This is a genomic window from Pseudomonas sp. Bout1, assembly GCF_034314165.1.
In the GTDB taxonomy this organism is placed as follows: Bacteria; Pseudomonadota; Gammaproteobacteria; order Pseudomonadales; family Pseudomonadaceae; genus Aquipseudomonas.
This window is the reverse complement of record NZ_JAVIWK010000001.1, coordinates 2,972,341-2,986,822: the sequence shown is the minus strand read 5'-3', so window position 1 is coordinate 2,986,822 and position 14,482 is coordinate 2,972,341. Positions and strand designations below refer to the sequence as shown.

General features: G+C 61.1%; 14 protein-coding genes and 1 riboswitch. Of the genes, 7 read left to right on the top strand and 7 right to left on the bottom strand.

Annotation, left to right across the window (positions count from 1 at the left end; all coding sequences use genetic code 11):
- Positions 1-22: 22 nt before the first annotated feature.
- The gene (locus RGV33_RS13950; protein ID WP_322144737.1) at positions 23-1,576 is read right to left on the bottom strand and encodes a DUF726 domain-containing protein; all 1,554 of its coding nucleotides are present in this window, start codon (positions 1,574-1,576) and stop codon (positions 23-25) included.
- 181 nt (positions 1,577-1,757) lie between these two features.
- Between RGV33_RS13950 and RGV33_RS13945 the strand changes: the two genes are divergently transcribed.
- Positions 1,758-2,159 carry a RidA family protein gene (locus RGV33_RS13945; RefSeq protein ID WP_322144736.1) on the top strand — a complete coding sequence of 134 codons (402 nt, stop codon included), beginning with the start codon at positions 1,758-1,760 and terminating at the stop codon, positions 2,157-2,159.
- On the opposite strand, the gene RGV33_RS13940 is transcribed toward RGV33_RS13945, so the two are convergent.
- Positions 2,149-3,045, bottom strand: a complete 897-nt coding sequence (locus RGV33_RS13940; RefSeq protein WP_322144735.1) for a LysR family transcriptional regulator — start codon at positions 3,043-3,045, stop codon at positions 2,149-2,151. The genes RGV33_RS13945 and RGV33_RS13940 overlap by 11 nt on opposite strands.
- A 371-nt stretch (positions 3,046-3,416) precedes the next feature.
- Between RGV33_RS13940 and RGV33_RS13935 the strand changes: the two genes are divergently transcribed.
- The gene (locus tag RGV33_RS13935) at positions 3,417-5,225 is read left to right on the top strand and encodes a monovalent cation:proton antiporter-2 (CPA2) family protein (RefSeq protein WP_322144734.1); all 1,809 of its coding nucleotides are present in this window, start codon (positions 3,417-3,419) and stop codon (positions 5,223-5,225) included.
- A gap of 72 nt (positions 5,226-5,297) precedes the next feature.
- Positions 5,298-5,876: a hypothetical protein gene (locus tag RGV33_RS13930; RefSeq protein WP_322144733.1), complete on the top strand. Its 579-nt coding sequence runs from the start codon at positions 5,298-5,300 to the stop codon at positions 5,874-5,876.
- 144 nt (positions 5,877-6,020) lie between these two features.
- Here the strand turns inward: RGV33_RS13930 and RGV33_RS13925 are convergent, their stop codons facing one another.
- Genes RGV33_RS13925 through RGV33_RS13915 form a run of 3 tightly spaced genes read right to left on the bottom strand, consistent with a single transcriptional unit; the run spans position 6,021 to position 8,130 of the window.
- The gene (locus RGV33_RS13925; RefSeq protein WP_322144732.1) at positions 6,021-6,740 is read right to left on the bottom strand and encodes an alpha/beta hydrolase; all 720 of its coding nucleotides are present in this window, start codon (positions 6,738-6,740) and stop codon (positions 6,021-6,023) included.
- Positions 6,741-6,752: 12 nt separating this feature from the next.
- On the bottom strand, positions 6,753-7,508 hold the full coding sequence (gene cobF, locus RGV33_RS13920; protein WP_322144731.1) for a precorrin-6A synthase (deacetylating): 756 nt from the start codon (positions 7,506-7,508) through the stop codon (positions 6,753-6,755).
- 58 nt (positions 7,509-7,566) lie between these two features.
- A complete protein-coding gene (locus RGV33_RS13915) occupies positions 7,567-8,130 on the bottom strand; it encodes a histidine phosphatase family protein (RefSeq protein WP_322144730.1) in 564 nt (187 codons plus the stop codon).
- A 36-nt stretch (positions 8,131-8,166) separates the two neighbouring features.
- A riboswitch (cobalamin riboswitch) is annotated at positions 8,167-8,297 on the top strand.
- Positions 8,298-8,328: 31 nt separating this feature from the next.
- On the opposite strand from RGV33_RS13915, the gene RGV33_RS13910 reads away from it, so the two are divergent.
- Positions 8,329-8,541, top strand: coding sequence for a CbtB domain-containing protein (locus RGV33_RS13910; RefSeq protein WP_322144729.1), 213 nt, complete (start codon positions 8,329-8,331; stop codon positions 8,539-8,541).
- A gap of 15 nt (positions 8,542-8,556) precedes the next feature.
- On the top strand, positions 8,557-9,285 hold the full coding sequence (locus RGV33_RS13905; protein ID WP_322144728.1) for a CbtA family protein: 729 nt from the start codon (positions 8,557-8,559) through the stop codon (positions 9,283-9,285).
- 40 nt (positions 9,286-9,325) lie between these two features.
- Here RGV33_RS13905 and RGV33_RS13900 read toward each other — a convergent pair whose 3' ends face one another.
- A complete protein-coding gene (locus tag RGV33_RS13900) occupies positions 9,326-9,880 on the bottom strand; it encodes a DUF4865 family protein (protein ID WP_322144727.1) in 555 nt (184 codons plus the stop codon).
- A gap of 92 nt (positions 9,881-9,972) precedes the next feature.
- Here RGV33_RS13900 and RGV33_RS13895 point away from each other — a divergent pair, with 92 nt between their 5' ends.
- Complete coding sequence (locus tag RGV33_RS13895) at positions 9,973-10,905, top strand: LysR family transcriptional regulator (RefSeq protein ID WP_322144726.1); 933 nt, start codon at positions 9,973-9,975, stop codon at positions 10,903-10,905.
- On the opposite strand, the gene RGV33_RS13890 is transcribed toward RGV33_RS13895, so the two are convergent.
- A complete protein-coding gene (locus tag RGV33_RS13890; protein ID WP_322144725.1) occupies positions 10,817-12,910 on the bottom strand; it encodes a PTS sugar transporter subunit IIC/EAL domain-containing protein in 2,094 nt (697 codons plus the stop codon). The genes RGV33_RS13895 and RGV33_RS13890 overlap by 89 nt on opposite strands.
- Positions 12,911-13,161: 251 nt before the next feature.
- Between RGV33_RS13890 and RGV33_RS13885 the strand changes: the two genes are divergently transcribed.
- Complete coding sequence (locus RGV33_RS13885; protein ID WP_322144724.1) at positions 13,162-14,478, top strand: serine hydrolase; 1,317 nt, start codon at positions 13,162-13,164, stop codon at positions 14,476-14,478.
- The last annotated feature ends 4 nt before the right edge of the window (positions 14,479-14,482 follow it).

Genomic DNA, 14,482 nt, shown 5'->3' with positions numbered 1-14,482 from the left:
CACAAGACGTGAACGCAGCTTATCAGTCAGACGCGACGGTACGCATCACCGTCTCCCGGGGCAGATCAAATGCCTCTACCACCTGGACCACCAGATCCAGCTCCTGGTTCAGTGCTTCGCGCTCCATGCGCTCGCGAATCACCCCGGTCACCAATACCGCCAAGGTAGTGATGGAGTACGCAGGGCCGGAAAATGCCCGTACACCGGTCACCAGCAGCATCGCCGCCGCCAGCGCCTGGCCCACCACCGGAATCGCCGTGGCTGCACCCCGACGCAGCATAAACCCGGTCAGCCCGGCCAGCGCGGTGCCACTCAAGGCAGTAGTGGCTGACCGCCCAACATCAAACCGATTGAAAAACCCCTGTTCCTTTTGCGCTGCGGCCTTCAGCTCCGCCTCGAACACTTGCCGGTCGGCCTGGCTGAGTTTGTCCTTGTATTGCTCGATCAACCGCTCGGCGACTTGCACTTCCAAATCCGCCAAGGCTACTTTTTCGATCGGCTCATCAAACTTGATGCCCACCCGCTGCGCCACGTCCTGGGCGATTTCGCGATAGCTCACGCCGTGGCCGCGCGCCAGGTTCATGAAGGTGTCGCCGCCCATGCGCTGCAACTCGATGGCCAGCTTCAGGGGTTCGCGCACGGTGGCGTCGATAGAGGCACTGCGCTTTTGCGCCATCAGCTCGGCGAAGAACTTCAACTCCTCCGGACGCGCCTGTACCAGCAGTGGAAACAGGTCGACATCCTCTTCGGCAAACCGCACCTCGCTGCTGCGCTGATCGGCACGGATCATGCCCCGACGCTCCTGCAACAAGTCGGTGTACTGCACCACTGTCTTCAACTGCGGCCAGTAAGCGGCGTGGTCGAAGGTTGCCAAATGGACATTGGCCACCTTGGCCTTGAGCGCGGGCGTCACCGCAATCGCATACCGGCCTATGCAACGCTCAGTGTCGGGCTTGAGCGCCAGGGCCCAATCCTTGCTGGAATGGCAATTGATCACCCGCCCCTTGAGCGGCGCCGACACCAGGTCCCACGGGCTGGACGTGCAAATGGCGCCCCCCATCAACAGCAGGTTGTTCAGCGGCAATTCACGGGCCACTTCGGGGCTCGCCAGCAGGCTCTTGACCAGAAGCCGCGCACCCAGGGAGTGGCCAATCAGGTTGATCTGCCGCACATTGAGCGACTCGCCATGCAGGTAGTTGGCCAGTTCGGGCAGCAGGCTTTTGGCGACCTCATCCACCCGCGCCTCGACGCTCTTGTAATGGTCAAGGAAATAGGCAATCGCCTTGCCCACCCCGATCGTCGCCGCGCCCAGGCTACCGCCGCCGAGCATCGAGGCGATCACGTCTTTAAACGGCGCAAACAGGTTTTCCAGGAAGTGCCCCGCCGGCCAGAACAGCATCAGGTTGGTCGAGCCTTCAATGGTTGCCAGTTGCTGCGAAAAATTGCCCAGTTGCTGCTGGTTGAAGAACGCCGAATAACCATGGACGTAGAGATTGAGCACATCCCCTTGGGGCTCGCCACACAACACAAACGTGGGCTTGCGGGTACGGTGCATTTCATCCCACTGGTGTTGCATGTGGCGGTGACTCCTGGTGACAACGGAGGGCGATAGTAACAAAGGGTGAGGTTCGGCAATGTGAAAAACTGAAACCCGGACTGTCCATAACCCTGCACAGTGATGACAGAAAACACGGATTTTGTTCGGCTATTCAGTGGATTAGCCTTTGTCGGGTCAACCACTGAAACCGAGGAACACCATGAGCAAGCCTGAATTTTTCATCACACCCGGTTATGGCGACATCGCACGCGAAACCCTGCACTACGCCCAGGCCGTAAAAATCGGCAACCGCGTAGAAACCTCGGGCCAGGGCGGCTGGAACGACCAATTCCAGATTCCCGAAGCCCTTACCGACGAAATCGCCCTGGCCTTCCAGAACCTGGACCGCACCCTGGCGCAAGCCGGTGCCGGCTGGGAGCATGTGGTGCACGTCAACTCCTACCACGTGGGCGGTTTTCCTCCCGAGGTGAACGAGCAGATGGTCAAGTGGTACCGCCATTACATGCCCAATCACGCACCGATCTGGACCGAGTTGGGGGTGCAAGCCCTGGGGCTGCCGGCGATGCGCATTGAAATCCGCGTGACGGCAATTATTGCCTGACGCCGAACCGCTCGATCACCCAGTCGATAAACACCTTCAGCCGGGCATTCTGGTGTCGGTTCGGTGGGTAGATGATGTGCAACGGCGTGGAGGGCCGGGTCCAATCCGCCAACACAGGGACTAACTGGCCTGCCTCTACGTAGTAGTCCACGATGGACTTTAAATGCTGCCCGACGCCCAGGCCGGCGAGCAGCATTTCCTTGAGGCCATTGCCTTCGTTGGTAGAAAACGCGCAGTTGCCGACTTCATGACGGACCGCCCCCTTCTCGAAAATCAACGGCTCCGGCTTACCCGACCCGGCAAAGAAATATCCGATCTTGAGGTGGTTCTTTTCTAGGTCTTCGGGCGATACGGGCGCGCCCATGCGTTCCAGGTAACCGGGCGCCGCACAGGTGACGTACTCCAGGTCGGCAACCTTGCGGCCGATCATCGCCATGTCATCCAGTTTGCCAAGCCGCAGCACGCAATCCACACCCTCCCCCACAATATTGACGGCACGGTCGCTGATGCCCAGGGCAATGCTGATGTCGGGGTACTCACGATGAAAATCCACCAGCGCCGGGATCAACAGACAATTGGCAAAGGACGCCGGCGCATCCACTTTCAGGTGCCCACCGGGCTTGAGCTTCTGGCCGCGCAAGGCGTTATCCAGTTCATCCAGCTCGGCCACCAGGCACAGTGCGTGGGTGTAGTACTCCAACCCTTCCGGCGTCGCCGCCACCGCACGGGTGGTGCGATGCATCAGCTTGACGCCCAGGTGCTTCTCCAGGTCGGTGATGAGTTTGCTGACGGTGGAGCGCGGCAGTGCCAATTGGTCGGACGCGCGGCTGAAGGAGCCGGTTTCGACTACACGGACGAAGGCACGCATGGCGAGGAGTTGGTTCACTGTGATGTCCGACAAGGCAAGAGTGCCAAGTATTGTCTATAAGGCTGCACAATGGCGACAGCTATTCAGACAACAAAAAGCCCGGCATCTGGCCGGGCCTGCGGTGTAATGCAAGCATGCCAGGCGCTTGTCCGCCCATAAAAAACAGCCCTTTCCACTACCGATCCTGTTTGCCACAACGTTAGCCGCAGGCAAAAAAGTCATTGCACTAAATGGTAATAATATTTACGCGAGTGCCTTGTAGGAACGCTACGCCATCCAATGAACGCTCAGGCGAAGGACTTAACCTGTGCAAAAATTCAGATTTCGAAATGTAAAAAAGCGCTCTAATAGCGCCCTGTTGATTCAGCAACAAGATCCTGGAGTTCCCAATGCCCCATGAAGGCAACCTGTTACAAGCGGCGGTTGTATTCCTGTTCGCCGCCGTACTGACCGTGCCCTTGGCCAAGCGCCTGCAACTGGGCGCCGTGTTGGGTTACTTACTGGCCGGCGTAATCATCGGCCCGTCGGTGCTGGGCCTGGTGGGCAACCCGCAAAGTGTCAGCCAGTTTTCGGAACTTGGGGTGGTGTTGCTGCTGTTCATAATTGGCCTGGAGTTGTCGCCCAAGCGCTTGTGGGTGATGCGCAAGGCGGTGTTTGGGGTCGGCCTGGCGCAGGTATTGCTCACGGGCAGCGTGATCGGCGTGGTCGCACTGTTTGTGTTTGGCCAGTCGTGGAACAGCGCCATCGTGCTGGGCCTTGGCCTCGCGCTCTCCTCCACGGCCTTCGGCCTGCAAAGCCTGGCCGAGCGCAAGGAACTCAACCAACCCCACGGGCGCCTGGCCTTTGCGATCCTGCTGTTCCAGGACATCGCGGCGATCCCGCTGATCGCCATGGTGCCGCTGCTGGCCGGCAGCGATCACCCCACCACCACTTCCCAGGGCCTGCAGCACGGCCTGGAAGTGCTGGGCAGTATCGCCGTAGTGATCATCGGCGGGCGCTATCTGCTGCGGCCGGTGTTTCGCATCGTGGCCAAGACCGGGCTGCGGGAAGTTTCCACTGCCACCGCGTTATTGGTGGTGATCGGCACGGCCTGGCTGATGGAACTGGTGGGCGTGTCCATGGCGCTTGGCGCCTTCCTCGCCGGGCTGCTGCTGGCAGACTCCGAATACCGGCATGAACTCGAATCGCAGATCGAGCCGTTCAAGGGCCTGCTGCTGGGCCTGTTCTTTATCAGCGTGGGCATGGGTGCCAATATCAGCCTGTTGTTCAGTGCGCCGGTAATCGTGCTGGGCCTGACCTTACTGCTGATCGCCATCAAGTTACCGCTGCTGTTTTGCGTGGGACGCCTGGCCGGTGACCTGAACCGTGAAAGCGCGCTGCGCCTGGGTGTGGTGCTGGCGGCCGGGGGCGAGTTCGCGTTTGTGGTATTCAAGATCGGCCGCGACCAAGGGCTGTTCGAACCGCACCTCTACGACATCCTCGTGTTGACCATCACCCTGTCGATGGCCGTGACGCCGTTGCTGCTGTTGCTCTGCCCCAAGCTGTTCAAGGCCAAGGTCAAGCCGGTGGAAGTCCCCGAGGAATACCGCGCCATCGAAAGCGATTCGCCACGGGTGGTGATCGCCGGGATGGGCCGTATGGGGCAGATCGTGGCGCGGATCCTGCGGGCGCAAAACATCTCGTTTATCGCCCTCGACACCTCGGTGGAGACCATCGAGCTGACCCGCAGCTTCGGTGGCATGCCGGTGTTCTACGGCGACCCCCAGCGCCCGGAAATCCTTCACGCGGCGAAAGTCGACCAGGCCGAGTTTTTCGTGATTGCCATGGACGACCCCGAAATCAACATCAAGACCGCCGAACTGGTGCGCAGCCTCTACCCGCACATGAAGATCATCGCCCGCGCCCGTAACCGCCAACACGTGCACCGCCTGGTGGACCTTGATGCATCACCGGTGCGCGAGACGTTTTACTCCAGCCTGGAAATGAGCCGCCGCACCCTGGTGGGCCTTGGTTTGACCCAAGCCCAGGCCGACGCACGCATCAGCCGTTTCAAAAACCACGACCTGCAGTTGCTGGCGGCGCAACACGCCGTGTATGACGACGCGGCCAAGGTGATGCAGTCGGCCCAGGAAGCCCGGACCGAATTGGCGCGGCTGTTTGAGATGGACCGGCTCGAAGAAGAGTCCGACAAGGTGTAGGGACGGAGATGAACGATCTTGCGAATTTTCTGACAGAATACGGCGCAATTTCGTTCATCCCTGGAGAGCTTCATGGCCACCCTCAGCAAGACCGCAGCCCTCTTGGCCCTCGCGCTGGCTGCCGGCTTCGGCGCCAGCCAAGTCCTCGCCGCCAGTAAGCCTGCGGCGCAGAAAACCGCCACCCAGACCATCTCCACCCTCGACGGCAAGTTCAGCTTCAACTTGCCCAAGTCGTACCTGGCCGACCCACTGCCGGCCGGTGATGCCGAACACGGCACCGCAGGCGCCAACGGTACGATGTACAGCGACCAGGCCACCAAAAGCGTGATTTTTGTCGTCGAAAAACCGAGTGTCGCCGGCCTGATCAAGGACAACGACCCGCAGTTCCTCGACAGCGCCGTGGCGGATTTCGTCAAGGAACAAAGCGCTGCCCTGCCAGACTTCAAGAAAGGCGCCGAGAAGAAACTCACGGTTAAAGGCCTGGCCCTGCGCCAGGTCGACAGCACCGCGACCATGGGCGGCGGCAAGACACTGAGCTCTACATTCCTCACCGGTTCCGGGAGCCACCAGTTGGTGGTACAGGCTATTTCCCGGGCGGATGATGAAGCCGGTCATGCGCTGTTGGTGAAACAGATTATTGGCGGTAGATAACCCGGTTTACCTGACAATGAAAATCTAATGTGGGAACTGGCTTGCCTGCGATAGCGATTGACCAGTCACTGTTTTTGGCGACTGATACACCGCTATCGCAGGCAAGCCAGCTCCCACATTTTTATCGCATTCACATCGCCGGATTCAGCGCAGGCTGTTTTCCAGCCACTGCTTCAAGTCCTGTAATTCCGCCTCACCGACGGTATGAATCATCCCCGGGTAGCCGTGGAATTGCGGTGTGAGGCCAATCCCCTGCAACGCCTCGTTGGCCCGCGTTGCCGAGTAGTAGGGCAGCGCCTGGTCCAGTGTGCCGTGACCGATAAAAATCGCCAGTTTGCCCAGTCGTGCATCCGGCTTGAGCTCGGCCTTGAGCACCGGCAGCACACTGCCGCTCAACGCTGCAATCCCGCGCAGCATCTCGGGGTGCCGTAGTCCTACCTCGTACGACATGATCGCGCCCTGGCTGAAACCCACCAGGAATACCCGCTCGGGTTGTGTGTGGTACTTGGCGGTGGCCTGGGCGACGAAGGCTTCGATCAGCTTCGCGCTGCCCTGCAAATCGACGGTTTCGCCATCAAAATCGCCGTCGCCCGGCTTCTTGCGGAACCAGCGATAACCGCCGCCTTCCACCGGCATCGGTGCCCGCGCAGACAGGTAGGTCCAGGTCGACGGCAAGCGATCCTTGAGCCCGAACAAGTCGGCCTCGTCACTGCCATACCCATGCAGGAAGATCACCAATGGCTCGTTGCGCGCATCGCTTTGGGTTTGCTCCAGGTAAGGCAGCGGCAGGTCCGTGTGCAGTTTGGCTTCGGCATGGGCAGCGCTGGTAAACAGCGCCAATGAGAGGGCGATCAGTTTGAGCATGGGCATCAACCTTCAGGGTTTGCGCAACAAATAGGTATCCATGATCCAGCCATTGGCCTGGCGCGCCGCCTTGCGCACCCGTTCGATCTCTTCGGCCACTTCGGCAACCTTGCCGCTGATCAGGATTTCGTCCGGCGTACCCAGGTAGGCGCCCCAATAGATATCCAGGTCCTGATCGGCCACGGTGCGGTAGGAGTCTTCAGCATCCAGCATGACAACCAGGGTGTCGGCATCACTTGCCTGCCCTGCCGCCAACCGGCGCCCGGTGGTAATTTCGATGGAGCGGCCAATGCGGTTCAACGGCACTTTGTGCTGGGCCGCCAAGGCCTGGACGCTGGTAATCCCGGGGATCACCTCAAACTCGAACGCGCAACTGCCACTGGCCAGGATCGCCTGCAGGATACGAATGGTGCTGTCGTACAGCGCCGGATCACCCCAGGCCAGGAAGGCGCCGACTTCGCCGTCGGCCATTTCTTCATTGATCATTCGCTCGAAGGTCTGTTGCTTGTCGCGGTTCAGGTCCTTCACGGCGGTGGTGTAGTCGATGTCACCGCGTACACGCTCGGGGCAATCGGCCTCGACAAAACGGTGGGCGTGATCGGTGATGTAGGTCGCGCAGATTTCCCGGCGCAGGTCGATCAGCTTGTCCTTGCTCTGGCCCTTGTCCATCAGGAAAAACACGTCGGTGCGGTTGAGCGCCTTGACCGCCTGCATCGTGATGTAGTCAGGGTTGCCGGCGCCAATGCCGATGATCAGGATGCGTTTCATGGGAAAGTCTTCATGGGTGTTCTCGATGCGGGGAGCGGATTTTGCCATGTTCGGGGCGTCAGGCGTGAGTTTCCAGGCGCAGGCGCCAACGGCCGTTGAAGCGCAGTTCGGTGGATGACAGCGGCTCGACGTCGATCAGGTTGAACTGTGAGGGCGGGCATTGCATAACGTGCAACAGCGCCGCGCGGATGACAAACGGGTGGGTCACGGCCAGCACATGCCCCGGCATTTGCTCAAGGGACTGCAACCACTGCCCTACTCGTTCACACAGTTGCACTACCGATTCGCCACCGTGGGGCGCCGAGGCGCTGTCGGTCAACCAGGCCTGCAGCGCTTCGGGTTCAGCCTGCTGGACCTCATCAATGGCCAGCCCTTGCCAACGACCGAAATCGCAATCGCGCAGGGCGGTTTCAACCGCAGCATCGGCTGCAAACAGCATCGCCGTCTGCCGGGTACGCGCCTCTGGGCCGCAGAACACCCGGGGCGCGCGCTTGAAGCGCGGCGCCTGGGACAACGCCGCGGGTTGCCAGTCCATTTCCACCGGCTCATCCAGCGCAAAGCGTGCCCGCTTCTGGGCACGGGTGCTGGCGTGGGAAACAAGGGTTAAACGGGTGGCCTGCATAACAAATCGCTCTGGTTTTAAGGTGCAGTCGGCGTAGACTCGGCAAGTTGTTTCAATATGTTTCAACCATTCTGCAACAGGAAGCCGGTTCAACGCCGGCGCGGTCGCGCCACTGTATTCGGCCTGATAGCCGTAAGCCAGACCCTGTTTCAGCCAACTCGCTATCCATTTCGGGACGCGTCATCCCTGGAGGTTCTCATGGCTTATACCGCTGCAACCGACTCCGACCTTTCAATACCGTCCATTCCCCTGGGCGAAATTCTGCCTTGGGCGATTTTCGGCGGCCTGCTGCTGTTGCTGGCGATTTACTTCGTCGGCGCCGAGCAAGGCGCAACCGCCGTATTCAAAGGCATGTACGTGCATGAGTTTGTGCACGACGGTCGTCACCTGCTAGGTTTCCCCTGCCATTGATTGGAGTGTGACGACATGACAGGGCATTTACTCGTTCGCGGGATGCTGGTGGGCTTGCTGGCCGGCATCCTGGCGTTCGGTTTCGCCAAGACCTTTGGTGAGCCGCAGATCGACAAGGCCATTGCCTTCGAAGATAAAATGGCACAGATGCACGGCGACGCGCCGGAAGAAGAACTGGTGAGCCGCGAAGTACAAAGTACCTTCGGCCTGTTCACCGGTGTGGTGGTGTACAGCGTATCCCTGGGCGGCATTTTCGCGTTGGTGTTCGCCTACTCCCTGGGCCGCATCGGCAAGGTCGGCCCGCGTGGCCTGGCGGCGCTGCTGGCCTTGGCCGCGTTTGTGACGATCATCGTGGTGCCGGGGCTCAAGTACCCGGCCAACCCGCCTTCGGTGGGCGACCCGGCCACCATCGCACAACGCACCAAGCTGTTCTTCCTGATGCTGCTGGTGTCAGTGACAGCCGCCGTGATTGCGATCAACGCCGCACGCAAGCTGATTGCCAGCCGTGGCGTGTGGGCCGGCGCGATTCTGGGTGTGGCGCTGTACATCGTGATCGTGTCGGTGGCCGGCAATTTGTTCCCGACCATCAATGAAGTGCCTGAGCAATTCTCGGCGGTGTTGCTGTGGAAATTCCGCGTGGCCTCGCTGGGGATTCAACTGGTGCTGTGGACCACTCTGGGCCTGGTGTTCGGCACCGTGGCCGAGCGCAAGTTGAGCCAGCCCCGCGCACGCCTCAACTCCTGATGGCACGCGTAGCCGCCGACGGACCGGCGGCTACCGGCATTCACACCCCCGGCCGCGCCAGGTAAAACACCTCGTATCCACTGCCCGGATGGCTCGCATCCAATGCCTGGCCCGACAAGGTGATGCGCACCAGCTTCCACGCCTGCACATCCAGCGCCAGAAACACGGCAAAGTTATCGCGGCTGTCTGCGATCCGCTGATTACGCGCTTTTTCTGCGACCAGTATGTGCGCCCGGTCGGCCCCCGGCGCCAGTGCCCACTCTTCCCGATACAGGCTCAAGGCGTTTTGCGCCGGGCCTCGCTGCAGATCCAGCGGTAACCAGGACTCAATGTGTGGCTGGCCAAAACTGTCCAACACCTTCTGAAAACGTTCGCCGAGTAAAAAGTCTGCGGCCTGCAGCGGATCGGACCACAGATAAACCGACGCATACAGGTTGCCCACGCCCGGCCCCTGCCCTTGCTCCTGGGCGATAAACGCCTTGAACAGCAAACCCTCGGCGTGATCCCACTGCGGCCCCAACCTGGCGGCGCGCTCACGGATCACCTCCATCGGGTAATCGGCTGGCAAGCGGTGTGAATACTGTTTGGCAAACATCATGGCGCTCCTGTTCAGATGAGTGGCCAGCTTGCGCAGCGGGCATGATTTCAGCAAGATATCACCCGATATAAGTGTGATAAGGATTCGAAATGACCGACGCACTCAAACCGCTGGATATCGACACCGTGCAGGCTTTTGTTCTGGTGGCCGATTTCGCCAGTTTCACCCGAGCGGCCCAGGCCCTGGACACGTCACAGGCGGCCATCAGCCTCAAGCTCAAGCGCCTCGAAGAGCGCCTCGGCTACCGCCTGCTGGTGCGCACGCCGAGGCATGTGCGGCTGTCGCCTCAGGGCGAGCAGTTCATCGTCGCCGCCCGTGCACTGCTCAACGCGCACGAACGCGCTTTGGGTGACATGGGCAACGGCGCGCCACGGCGGCTGGTGATCGGCATCAGCGACCACGTGGCCGGGCCAGACTTGCCGCTGTGGCTCAGTCGCCTCACGGCGTACGACCCGCTGGTGATCCTGGAGGTACGGATTGCCTCGTCGCGGGACCTGGTCGCAGCGTTCGACCGCAATGAACTGGACGCGGTAATCGTGCGCAACGAGGGCGACCGCCAGGACGGTGAGGTGTTGGTGGTTGAGGGCTTTGGCTGGTTCGCCGCACCGACCTGGCAGCACACCCCGGGCACACCGCTGCGCATGGCAACCATGGCCTCGCCCTGCGGCGTGCGCCAACTCGCGGTGCGGGCGCTGGACGAGGCGCGTATTGATTGGACTGAAGTGTTCGTGGGCGGCGGCGTCATGGCAGTGGGCGCGGCGGTCAGCGCCGGCCTGGGCGTGGCGGCGCTGGCCCGGCGAGTGGCGCCGGCAGGCGCGGTGGACGTCAGCGAACAGTACGGGTTGCCGACGTTGCCCGTCAGTGAAATCGTGCTGCACAGCCGGATCAGTGATGGCCGCTCCCGCGAAACGTTGCGGGCCTTGAGTGCAACCTTCAGAGGGGTTCTGGAGCGCCAGGGTGCATCTGGGCGTACCGTCCCCGCACAAACCGCTCCAGCTCATCACCCGGTATTGCCTTGCTGAAATACCAGCCCTGAATGATCAACTCCGAGCCCGACTGAAAAAACGCAAGCTGCTCGGCGGTCTCAACCCCCTCGACCACTACGCCAAGGTTGAGCGCCTCGCAAAACCGCAACATCCCGGTCAACACCTGGGCGCCCTTTGGGTCATGCTGGGCCACCACAAAACTGCGATCGATCTTGATGAAATCCACCGGGAACTGGTGCAAATAACTCAGCGCCGAAAACCCGGTTCCAAAGTCGTCGATATACACCTTGGCACCAATCGCCTGCAGCTTCTCGATCATCTGCCGCGTGCCCTGTATATCCCCCACCAACGCATCCTCGGTGATCTCCACCGACACCTGCCCGTGGGCCTGGGCCAGTATCTCCACCAGCCGGTCGCCATACGCCGGGGTCGTCAGCGTGGCGCTGGAAATATTGATCGTCATCGGCAACGTAAACCCGACCTTCTGCCACCTCTGGTATTGCCGCACGGCCTGGGATGCCACCCACACATCCACGTCGGGCATCAACCTGGCATGGGCCAACCATTGCAGGAACTCCCAGGGCGAATGCACCGTGCCCTCGACATCCCGTGCGCGCATCAACGCTTCACAACCGGTGCACAGCCCGGTCAGGGTAGAAACCTGCGGCTGGAATTCCAGGTAAAACTCATAGTCGCTGATCTGCTGGATATGGCTTAACTCACTGGTCTGGCGCGCCTGGGCTTTATGGGACGCCATCACCGGGTCCAGTTCCAGCAAGCGACCCTTTTCTTCCAGGCCGCGAAAGGTCATGTCCAGCGACTTCAAATACACCGTGCCGCCTTCCGTGGCCTGGCGGTTGATCGCTCGCACATAGGGCGCATAAATCAACGTGCCCACCCCCAGCAGCAGCACCTGCAGCAGCACCGCCGCGAGGTCACCGTGGGTACTCAAATAGGCGTTGAGCAATACCGGCGCGGTAAACGGCACACTGACCACCGCCGGCGACACCCAGCCAATCTGCACCACCGTCAGCGCCAGCATCGCGTTGAACGCCGGCACCAGCAGAAAGGGAATGAACAGACGCGGATTGAGGATAATCGGCAAGCCAAACAACAGCACTTCGCTGACATTGAACAGGGATAGCGGCAGGCTGGCCATCGCCACCAGGCGCATGGACTTGCTCTTGGAACACAGCAGGATCGCCGTCAGCAGGCACAACGCACCACCCGAGCCGCCGATAAACGCGAAACTGCCCAGCAAGCCGCCGTTCAGCAAATATTTGACCGGTTCGCCCGCGGCCATCGCCGCGTTGTTGAGCACAACGGCTTGGTCCAACACGTCAAACAACGGCTGCATGGCGTACACACCATGGATGCCAAAAAACCACAGCAGCGAATTCATCAGCGTCACAAACAGGCCACTGCCATAGGGCGTCTCCAGTGCATCAAGCACTTGTGGCCCCTGAAGCTGCGCCACCTGCGGAACCTGCAACAGCAACGACAACACGAGCACCAGCACGAGCGCCGTGATCGCCCCCGGCACCACCATATTGATGGTGCCCTTGAGGTTGTGTCCCACCAGGTCTTCGTTGATCAACCGGGTCCAGCGACGCCGGTGCAGCCAGCCAATGGCGGGCACATTGATCAGCGGCGAGGCAATGGCGATGAACAACACGAAGGTCGCCGACGCCCGGGGAAAATCGCGCAGCACAAACGTTGCGATCACCACATGGGCCAGGCACAGGAACGCCACCGGCAGTTGCGGCAGGCGGTGCTGGATCGCGAGCATGTAACCGATGGAGGCGGCCACCAGCAACGGAATTACCGAGCTGATCTGGTTGTGCAACCCCGCGAGGAAGGCCACCACCTGCGGGTCGAAACCCAGCACACGGGCGCATTCGGACAGAATCAGGAAACCCGCCGACACCAGCAGGCATGGCAGGATCCACAGCAGCCCCTCGCGTATGGCCCGCAATGACTCGGTACTGGCCAGGGCCGCCAGCCGCTGGGTGAAGAAAAGCTTGAACAGCGTTTGCGCCATCACCTGTCCCTCTGCACATCGCGCTCGATCCCTGGTGCCAGGGGTCGCAAAATAACACCTGGCCGTAGCCCTTATCGCCGGGGGTAACGCTACACGTCCTACTACCGCGAGCGAAAGGCTTTTGCAGCCGCGGGTGCAATTATTCAGAATCACCGTGTGGGCCTGCTGCTTGTCGATTGGTTCGGGTTGGCCCATCCTTTGGCGCACTTGTTGTCGTAAAAAGCGACGCTCTCTTCGAACGGACTCGACCGATGCTGCGATTCTCCCCCCTGATGGCCTGCGCGCTGCTTGGCCTGGCCAGCCCATTGGCCAGTGCCGCCGGCGCAACGTTCCCGGATGCCCAAGCCAGCGACCCGGCCACGTTACAGTGGATGGTCGGCGCGCCGCCGCCGGCAGACCGCACCCTGCGCTTTGAAGACGGTAGCTATTTCCGCTTCCCGGCCATGCGCTGGAGTGTCGCCAACTTTCGCCAACTAATGCCCACAGTGAACGTCTCCCGAGGCCTGGGTGCGCCGTTGGTACTGCCGCGCAAACTTGATCAGGGACTCGATGCAATCTCCGTGCAACCCGTGGGTGCCACCCAGCCACTGACCTGGCGCCAGACCCTGGACGCCACCTACACCGATGGCATCGTGGTGATGCATCGCGGCACGGTGGTGTATGAGCGTTACTTCGGGGTGCTCAAGGACGACGGGCAACACGCGGCCATGTCGGTTACCAAGTCGGTGATCGGCACCCTCGGCGCGATGCTGGTGGCCGATGGCACCCTCGACCCACAGAAAAAGATCGTCGACTACGTGCCCGAACTCGGCCGCGCAGCCTTCGGCAGCGCCACCCTGCGCCAGGTGCTGGACATGACCACGGCCCTGGACTACAGCGAAGATTATGCCGACCCAACAGCCGAAGTCTGGGCCCACGCCCAAGCGGGCAACCCGCTGCCCAAACCCAAGGATTACACCGGGCCGCGCAGCTACTACGAATTCCTGCAAACCGTAAAACAACAGGGCGAACATGGTCGTGCCTTCGGCTACAAGACCGTCAACACCGACGTACTGGGCTGGGTGATCGCCCGCGCGACCGGGCGCAACGTCGCACAACTGCTCAGCGAACGCATCTGGAGCCGGCTCGGCACCGAACAGGACGCCTACTTCACCGTCGACTCCGTCGGCACACCGTTCGCCGGTGGCGGCCTGAACACCGGGCTGCGCGACCTTGCCCGGTTTGCTGAAATGCTGCGCAACGGCGGGCGTTTCAATGGCCAGCAGATCGTGCCTGAAAGCGTGGTGACGGATATTCGCCAAGGCGGCGACAAACAGGCATTCGCCCAGGCTGGCTACAACCAGTTGAAGGGCTGGAGCTATCGCAGCATGTGGTGGGTGACCCACAATCCCGACGGTGCGTTCATGGCGCGTGGGGTGCATGGCCAGAGCATCTACATCGACCCCAAGGCTGAAATGGTGATCGTGCGTTACGCCTCCCATCCTGTGGCGGGCAATGCGGCCAATGATGGCGTGACGTTGCCGGCGTATGCGGCGATGGCGGCCTTTTTAATCAACAAACAAGACTGACACG

Excerpts from the sequence above, each read along its gene's own strand:
- RGV33_RS13950 (WP_322144737.1), bottom strand. The coding sequence starts at position 1,576 with ATGCAACACCAGTGGGATGAAATGCACCGTACCCGCAAGCCCACGTTT.
- RGV33_RS13945 (WP_322144736.1), top strand. The coding sequence starts at position 1,758 with ATGAGCAAGCCTGAATTTTTCATCACACCCGGTTATGGCGACATCGCA.
- RGV33_RS13935 (WP_322144734.1), top strand. The coding sequence starts at position 3,417 with ATGCCCCATGAAGGCAACCTGTTACAAGCGGCGGTTGTATTCCTGTTC.
- RGV33_RS13930 (WP_322144733.1), top strand. The coding sequence starts at position 5,298 with ATGGCCACCCTCAGCAAGACCGCAGCCCTCTTGGCCCTCGCGCTGGCT.
- RGV33_RS13925 (WP_322144732.1), bottom strand. The coding sequence starts at position 6,740 with ATGCTCAAACTGATCGCCCTCTCATTGGCGCTGTTTACCAGCGCTGCC.
- cobF (WP_322144731.1), bottom strand. The coding sequence starts at position 7,508 with ATGAAACGCATCCTGATCATCGGCATTGGCGCCGGCAACCCTGACTAC.
- RGV33_RS13915 (WP_322144730.1), bottom strand. The coding sequence starts at position 8,130 with ATGCAGGCCACCCGTTTAACCCTTGTTTCCCACGCCAGCACCCGTGCC.
- RGV33_RS13910 (WP_322144729.1), top strand. The coding sequence starts at position 8,329 with ATGGCTTATACCGCTGCAACCGACTCCGACCTTTCAATACCGTCCATT.
- RGV33_RS13905 (WP_322144728.1), top strand. The coding sequence starts at position 8,557 with ATGACAGGGCATTTACTCGTTCGCGGGATGCTGGTGGGCTTGCTGGCC.
- RGV33_RS13900 (WP_322144727.1), bottom strand. The coding sequence starts at position 9,880 with ATGTTTGCCAAACAGTATTCACACCGCTTGCCAGCCGATTACCCGATG.
- RGV33_RS13895 (WP_322144726.1), top strand. The coding sequence starts at position 9,973 with ATGACCGACGCACTCAAACCGCTGGATATCGACACCGTGCAGGCTTTT.
- RGV33_RS13890 (WP_322144725.1), bottom strand. The coding sequence starts at position 12,910 with ATGGCGCAAACGCTGTTCAAGCTTTTCTTCACCCAGCGGCTGGCGGCC.
- RGV33_RS13885 (WP_322144724.1), top strand. The coding sequence starts at position 13,162 with ATGCTGCGATTCTCCCCCCTGATGGCCTGCGCGCTGCTTGGCCTGGCC.